This window comes from Mixta sp. (assembly GCF_024610815.1).
Lineage (GTDB): Bacteria > Pseudomonadota > Gammaproteobacteria > Enterobacterales > Enterobacteriaceae > Mixta > Mixta calida.
Genome location: NZ_JANION010000143.1, coordinates 1 through 7,007 on the forward strand (window position 1 = coordinate 1; position 7,007 = coordinate 7,007).

11 protein-coding genes are annotated in these 7,007 nt (G+C 54.8%); 6 read left to right on the plus strand and 5 right to left on the minus strand.

Features of this window, described 5'->3' with window-relative positions:
- On the minus strand, nt 1-322 hold a 322-nt coding region (locus MYY08_RS10360), incomplete at its 3' end, for a flagellin N-terminal helical domain-containing protein (RefSeq protein WP_502888461.1).
- Nucleotides 323-577: 255 nt separating this feature from the next.
- Here MYY08_RS10360 and fliD point away from each other — a divergent pair.
- From fliD to amyA, 4 genes are all read left to right on the plus strand, one after another.
- Nucleotides 578-1,978, plus strand: coding sequence for a flagellar filament capping protein FliD (gene fliD, locus MYY08_RS10365; RefSeq protein ID WP_288014004.1), 1,401 nt, complete (start codon nt 578-580; stop codon nt 1,976-1,978).
- Nucleotides 1,979-1,992: 14 nt separating this feature from the next.
- Nucleotides 1,993-2,400 carry a flagellar export chaperone FliS gene (fliS, locus tag MYY08_RS10370; protein ID WP_038625479.1) on the plus strand — a complete coding sequence of 136 codons (408 nt, stop codon included), beginning with the start codon at nt 1,993-1,995 and terminating at the stop codon, nt 2,398-2,400.
- Between the two features lie 2 nt (nt 2,401-2,402).
- Nucleotides 2,403-2,762: a flagella biosynthesis regulatory protein FliT gene (gene fliT / locus MYY08_RS10375; RefSeq protein ID WP_288014005.1), complete on the plus strand. Its 360-nt coding sequence runs from the start codon at nt 2,403-2,405 to the stop codon at nt 2,760-2,762.
- Nucleotides 2,763-2,867: 105 nt separating this feature from the next.
- Nucleotides 2,868-4,361 (plus strand): alpha-amylase, encoded by a 1,494-nt coding sequence (amyA, locus tag MYY08_RS10380; protein ID WP_288014006.1) that lies wholly within the window; start codon nt 2,868-2,870, stop codon nt 4,359-4,361.
- A gap of 144 nt (nt 4,362-4,505) precedes the next feature.
- Here the strand turns inward: amyA and yedD are convergent, their stop codons facing one another.
- Nucleotides 4,506-4,988, minus strand: a complete 483-nt coding sequence (yedD, locus tag MYY08_RS10385) for a lipoprotein YedD (RefSeq protein WP_038625473.1) — start codon at nt 4,986-4,988, stop codon at nt 4,506-4,508.
- 211 nt (nt 4,989-5,199) lie between these two features.
- On the opposite strand from yedD, the gene MYY08_RS10390 reads away from it, so the two are divergent.
- Complete coding sequence (locus MYY08_RS10390) at nt 5,200-5,523, plus strand: DUF6388 family protein (RefSeq protein ID WP_038625472.1); 324 nt, start codon at nt 5,200-5,202, stop codon at nt 5,521-5,523.
- A gap of 86 nt (nt 5,524-5,609) precedes the next feature.
- Here MYY08_RS10390 and iraP read toward each other — a convergent pair whose 3' ends face one another.
- Complete coding sequence (gene iraP, locus MYY08_RS10395; RefSeq protein WP_038625470.1) at nt 5,610-5,909, minus strand: anti-adapter protein IraP; 300 nt, start codon at nt 5,907-5,909, stop codon at nt 5,610-5,612.
- A 189-nt stretch (nt 5,910-6,098) separates the two neighbouring features.
- Here iraP and MYY08_RS10400 point away from each other — a divergent pair, with 189 nt between their 5' ends.
- Nucleotides 6,099-6,338: a DinI-like family protein gene (locus MYY08_RS10400; RefSeq protein ID WP_038625468.1), complete on the plus strand. Its 240-nt coding sequence runs from the start codon at nt 6,099-6,101 to the stop codon at nt 6,336-6,338.
- Nucleotides 6,339-6,384: 46 nt separating this feature from the next.
- Here MYY08_RS10400 and MYY08_RS10405 read toward each other — a convergent pair whose 3' ends face one another.
- Nucleotides 6,385-6,528, minus strand: a complete 144-nt coding sequence (locus MYY08_RS10405; protein WP_167401671.1) for a hypothetical protein — start codon at nt 6,526-6,528, stop codon at nt 6,385-6,387.
- A gap of 279 nt (nt 6,529-6,807) precedes the next feature.
- Nucleotides 6,808-7,007, minus strand: a 200-nt coding sequence (gene cspE, locus MYY08_RS10410) for a transcription antiterminator/RNA stability regulator CspE (protein WP_288014007.1), incomplete at its 5' end; no start/stop codon positions are given.

A 7,007-nucleotide genomic window follows, 5' to 3' on the forward strand; every position in this document is an offset into this window, starting at 1 on the left:
TGTCAGAAGCAGAGTTGGAGCTGTTCTGCGCCTGAACGGTCAGGTCACGTACGCGCTGCAGGTTGTTGTTGATTTCGCTCAGCGCGCCTTCAGCGGTCTGCGCCAGAGAGATACCGTCGTTGGCGTTACGTGCCGCCACGCTCAGGCCGTTGATGTTGGAGGTGAAGCGGTTAGCGATTGCCTGACCTGCTGCGTCATCTTTCGCGCTGTTGATACGCAGACCAGAGGACAGGCGCTCGATCGCGGAGCCCAGAGAAGACTGAGATTTGCTCAGGTTGTTCTGAGTAGTCAGCGACAGAGTGTTAGTATTAATAACTGCCATGATAGATTTCCTTCAAAAAAATTGGTTCAGATTCAGGCATCTGTAAAGCGGGTTTATCACCGTCAACCTCATTATCGACACCCCTAAACCAACCTTTAGGAAATTTTTTTTGGAAAATCATAAAAGGGCAAAAGCCGGAACTGCAATAAAGAAGGGCTTTTTATCTCGCCATTGATTTTTTCCATCAGGGCTAATCTTTTGTCGGACGCTGCCGATACCCACCCCAGTGATAGTCAACCAACAAAGGATTACAACATGGCCACGATTAGCTCTCTCGGTGCGGGTACCAGTCTCGATCTGCAATCGTTGTATGACAGCCTGGAGACGTCAGAAAGAACGCGCCTTACGCCGATCACCACGCAGCAGGCCTCTTATAAAGCGAAGCTCACCGCGTGGGGCGTTGTGCAGACGTCGCTGTCAAAGTTGCAGACTGCGGCCAATGCGCTAAAAAAAACCTCCGACATCGCATCGACGAAAGTCACCAGCACCAATACCGCCTTTAGCGCGACGCTGGCTAACAACGCGACGGCGGGCAACTATTCAATCGAAGTCAGCAATCTGGCTAAAGCGCAGTCGCTGCTATCTAAATCCGCCCCCAGCAAAGATACGGACCTGGGCGACAGCTCGCTGGCCTCGCGCACCATCACTATTGCGCAGAGCGGGCAGACCACGCCAATGACCGTGACGCTGACCCAGGATCAGACCAGCCTGGCGGATATCCGCGATGCGATTAACAAACAGCAGGGCAGCGTCACCGCCAGCATTATTAAGTCTGATGACAACACCTATTATCTGTCGCTGACCTCGCGCGATACCGGCATCGCTAATGAAATGACGGTCACCACGAACGACAGCGCGCTGGCGCAGTACATCGGCTATGACAAGACGGCTTCTTCTAACGGTATGACCGAACAGGTCGCCGCCGCCGACGCCCAGCTGACGATCAACGGCGTGGCGATTACGCGCAGCAGCAACACTATTACCGATGCGCCGGAAGGCGTGACGCTGAACCTGACGAAAACTAACGTTGGTAGCCCGGAAACGCTGACGGTCGAAAAAGATAACCAGCCGATGATCGATGCGGTGCAGACCTACGTTGACGCCTATAACTCACTGCAAACCACCATCGCTAACCAGACTAAATATACTGCGGTTGATCAAGGCAGTGACACTCAGGATACCAGCAACGGCGATCTGCTGGGCGACGGCACGCTGCGCAATATCCAGACGCGCCTGCGCTCGGTGCTGTCGTCATCGCAGAGCGGCGGCGACATCTCGCTGCTGTCGCAGATTGGCGTAACCCAGGATCTTAACGGCAAGCTGACGGTAGACAGCGACAAGCTGAACAAGGCGCTAAATGAGAAATCGACCAGCGTAGTGAATTTCCTGTCCGGCGACGGCAAAACCACCGGCTTCGCGACGCAGGCCAGCAATCTGCTGGAGTCTATTCTGGCGTCCGACGGCTCTCTGCAGAAAGCCGAAGACGGCATTAACAGCACGCTGAAGCGTCTTTCAACGCAGTACGATCAGGTGAATACCCAGATCTCCGCGACGATGGCGCGCTATAAGGCACAGTTCACCAGCCTGAGCTCGCTGGTCTCTTCCATGACGCAAACCGGGAACTACCTGACGCAGCAGTTTGCTGCAATGAGCTAATTCGAGGATTAAACATGTACGCTAAATCGGGAATTCAGGCCTACGCGCAGGTCGGTGTGGAAAGTGCCGTGATGAGCGCCAGCCCGCATCAGCTGGTGGTTTTACTCTTTGACGGCGCGCTGAGCGCGATGAAGAAAGCCACCATTTTGATGGAACAGGGTGATATTCCCGGCAAAGGCCAGGCGCTCTCTAAAGCGATCAATATCATTAACAACGGTCTGCGCGCTGGCCTCAACCATGAGGCCGGCGGCGAAATTGCCGGCAACCTCGACGATCTGTATGAATATATGACGCGTCGTCTGCTACAGGCCAACCTGAATAACGATCTCGCTGCTATTGAAGAGGTGGAAAGATTGCTGACTAATATCGCCGACGCCTGGAAAGAGATCGGACCTAACGCCAACGCCGCGCAGGACGCCTGACCATGTCAGATAACCTTGATGTGCTTCGCCGCTATCAGCAGCTGCTGATGCTTAGCAATACCATGCTCTCGCTGGCGAAACAGGGCCAGTGGGATGCGCTGATCGGCCATGAAGTCGGCTACCTGCAAGCGGTGGAGAGCATCTCGCACGCCGTGGACGCCGCCGCCCTGCCCGCCGCGGCGCAGGCGCAGATCCGGCCGCTGCTGCGGCAGCTGCTGGATAACGAAACCCTGATTAAAAGCCTGCTTGCCAACCGCATGGACGAGCTGCGTACGCTGGTAAATCAGGGTAGTCAGCAACAAAATATCTCTTCCGCCTACGGACGTTTTTCCGGCAATATTCTCTACCCTTCCGACAGTTAGTTTTCTGCTTTAAGGCGGGGACGCGGAAAATTTCCGCTCTCCCCACCTGCTACGCTTCCGCTCATCCATACTTGCTGTTCAACGGGTGAGAAATGGAGCAAGGAAATGCACAACCCCACGCTACTGCAGTTTTTCCACTGGTACTACCCGGACGGCGGCCAGCTGTGGCCGGAAGCGGCCGAGCGCGCCGCCTGGCTGGCGGATATCGGCATCACGTCTGTCTGGCTTCCGCCCTGCTATAAAGGCGAATCGGGCGCCTGCTCGCCAGGCTATGACGCCTACGACCTCTTCGACCTGGGCGAATTCGATCAAAAAGGCGCCCGCGCTACCAAATATGGCGATAAGCAGCAGCTGCTGAAGGCCGTAGAGATCTTGCGCAGCCATAACCTCGGCGTACTGCTGGATGTGGTGTTGAACCATAAAATGGGCGCCGACGAAAAAGAGCGTATTCGGGTTAATCGGGTCAATCCCGATAACCGGGATGAGATCGACGGCGAAGCGATTGAAGCAGAAGCCTGGACCCGTTTCACCTTTCCGGCGCGCGCCGGGAAATATTCCCGCTTTATCTGGGACTATAAGTGCTTTAGCGGCGTCGACCATATCGAAAATCCCGACGAAAACGGCATTTTCAAGATTATTAACGACTATACCGATGACGGCTGGAGCGAGCAGGTCGACGATGAGCTGGGCAATTTTGATTACCTGATGGGCGCCAATATCGACTTTCGCAATCGCGCGGTAGCCGAAGAGTTAAAGTACTGGGCGCGCTGGATAATGAATGAACTGCCCTGCACCGGCTTTCGCCTGGATGCGGTCAAACATATCCCGGCATGGTTCTATAAGCAGTGGATCACGCATATCGAAGAGGTGGCGCCGCAGCCGATGTTTATCGTCGCTGAATACTGGTCGCACGATGTGGAAAAGCTGCTGCGCTATCTGCATCAGGTCGACCATAAAACGCAGCTGTTCGACGCCCCGCTGCAGCTTAACTTTCATCACGCCTCGACGCGGGGCGCGGATTACGATCTGCGCACCATCTTTAACGCCACCCTGACGGAACGCGATCCTTTTCATGCGGTGACGCTGGTAGCTAACCATGATACGCAGCCGCTGCAATCGCTGGAGGCGCCGGTAGAGCCGTGGTTCAAACCGCTGGCCTACGCGCTGATTCTGCTGCGCGAACAGGGCGTGCCGACCGTGTTCTACCCTGACCTGTTCGGCGCCCGCTATCAGGATGACGGCGACACGGGCGAGCAGTACACCGTTGAGATGCCGGCAGTGGCGGAACTGGAAGCGCTGATCCGCGCACGACAGCGCTATGCGCACGGGGCGCAGACCGACTATTTCGATCACGTTAACTGTATCGCCTTCAGCCGCAGCGGTACGGCGGAGCATCCGGGCTGCGTGGTGGTGCTCTCCAACGGCGACGATGGCGAAAAACAGGTTACACTGGGCGCAGCGTTCGCGGGGAGCGCCTGGCATGACTATCTCGGTCATCGTCAGGAGGAGGTTACGCTGGATGAGAGCGGCGGCGCGCTGTTTTATTGCAACGCGGGCAGCGTCAGCGTCTGGGTAAAAGCGGATACGCTGGAAGCATAAGGCGCAGGAGGCGGCAAGCAGAGCGCTACCGGTAAAGGGAGCAATAACGAAGCCCGGATAAGGAAAAGTTCGGCTATGAAGACGGACAAAGGAAAGCGAGCAGCGAAAAAGCCATGACGCGCCAGGGCGCGTCATGATGTGAACTTACTGCTGCGTCTGGGTCGACGGTTGCTCAGCGAAAACGGCGCGCATATTTTGCGGCTCGATATTCTGGATAACCGTCGCATCCGGCTGCGCATCCATTTGCTCCAGCGCCTGCTGGCATTCCAGCGTAGGCTGATCCACTTTTTTCAGCGTCAGCTTGTCGTAGTGCAGCTCGTCGCCATCCAGCTCCAGCGGCATCACACGCAGCTGTTTATTGACGTTGACGTATTGCCCATCCAGCAGCGTCAGCTTGCCCGGCTTGGCAATCACCCGCTGCCATTGACGACAGTCCAGCGTGTCGCCCTGCGCGGTAATAATCAGGCTGCCCAACGCCCGGTCGCTGATCAGGCCGCGTTGCGGGCCGGTAGTTTGCCAGTAACCCTGTAGGCTGGCCGGCGCCGGCGTTTTCACCGCCTGCTGGTATTGAGTAATCTGCGCACAGCCCGTCAGCGCCAGCGCGCCCAACAGCATCCACTTTTTCATTCTGGCTCCCTAACCTTCGTTCAATGGCGGCTACGTTATAATTTTCCCCTGGGCTGCGCAAGATGCTTAGGCCCCTCAGCGCGTGAACATGACGCGGTATCCTCCGATCTCTCGCCGTCTGGACAACATTCCTGCAATCAAGCGGCCCTTTCCTGACAGTCGGGCCGTGTCAGGTTACACTTAAAGCCATTTTGATTCACAGGTCACTTTCATGAAAACGCCCCAGGAATATTACGCGATCGCCCGCTCGATGTTTTTATCCGCCCATCCTGATTTTCAGGCGGCGCTGGATGATTTGAAACAGGAAGACGCGGACGCAATGAATATGTCGCTGCCGCAGTACCGCAGCATGCAGGCGGACAGACTTTACGCCTCGTTTCTTCGTGCCAGAAACCAGGATGCGATTCTGTTTTCCATCCAGCTGGCGGAGCCGGATAAAGAAATAGCGATGCAGGCGATCGAATGCTATCTCAAAGAGCATGCCGCCGCGCTGGGCATGACGTGGGAAGCATTTTGCGAGAAAAACCAACTGTAGTCCGTTAAACGCTTCACACGGTAGCGGCAGGCCGCTCAACGCGGCCTGTCTCCGCGTCGAGTGGCGGACAGAACCTGACTACCGTATTACATTTTCTGCTGCGTCGGCGCAGAGGCTTCATCAACGTAACGCGTTACCGCCAGCAACCGGTTGATATGGGTCAGCAGCAGATCGACATCCGACTGCACCACATCTGACGAGGCGTGGGTGGCGGCGACAATGGCATTATTGATATTGGTTTCAATGTCGTCTGAGCCCTCTTTTCCCGCCGTCAGCAGCAGCGCTGCAATCAACAGCGACTGCGCCTCAACCTGCGCGGTGATCTCCTTGGCTTCCACATCCATTTTTGCCAATTTCATTAAAATATCGATAACGAGATTTTTCATCGTTCTTCTCCCTCTGTTTCTGTAGCCGACACTAACATCAGAAAGCTTCTGTCTGTATAGGACAATACGGAAAGAGGAGAAAGCGTGATTTTCTTATCGTAAGGCGTGAAAAATGCATTTGATACTGTTTACTTATCCAGTATGATAGCTGGCGCTTCACGCGGTGCGGAATCAAGAGGATTGCTACCCATGTTTGTTGAACTCATTTATGACAAGCGCAATGTTGCCGGCTTGCCTGGCGCGCACGAACTTATTCTGGAAGAGCTGCAAAAACGTATTCATCGCACTTTCCCGGATGCCGAGGTGAAAGCCAAAGCGATGCAGCGTAACGCTATCGAAAGCGATGCCAGCAAAAGCGATAAATCGATTATTATCCGCATCGTTGAAGAGATGTTTGACGAAGCGGATATGTGGCTGGTGGCGGAATAAGCCTCAGCCCAATAAAAAACCGCCCTTCGGGGCGGTTTTTTATTGGTTAGATGACCTGGCTTGGGTCCGGGTCGTCTTCATCCTCATCTTCCAGCGGATCGACACCGTCATCGTCTGCGATCTCATCAGGCGTTTGCGGTACCGGCTCATCATCTTCCAGCGGATCGACTGCATCAGGACGCTCTGACATCATAACCTCCAGTAGCCCGACAGGGGCTTTATGAGTATAGGCTGTCGCCGCACCTGTCCGATGGACAAATGTTTCTCTTGCCGCTGATGTCACAGTTGACGAAACTCACTCTTTTGCAGGCATAAAAAAAGCCCACCGAAGTGGGCTTTTTCTTTCAAACCGGCAAATGCATTATCCGCCGTATTTGAGGTCACGCTGTCGTCATTGCCTTAACGCTTCACCTTCACTGCTCAGGTATTACCGTCATCGCTATCGGAAGGGGATTAAGGCGAAGGCGTCTTACAGCGCAACAACGTTAGTTGCTGAAGGGCCTTTCGCGCCGTTCTCAACAGAGAACTGCACTTTCTGACCTTCATCAAGGGTTTTGAAATCGTTGCTCTGGATAGCAGAGAAATGTACGAATACATCTTTGCTGCCGTCTTCAGGAGAGATAAAACCGAAGCCTTTTTCAGCGTTGAACCATTTTACTAAACCAGTCA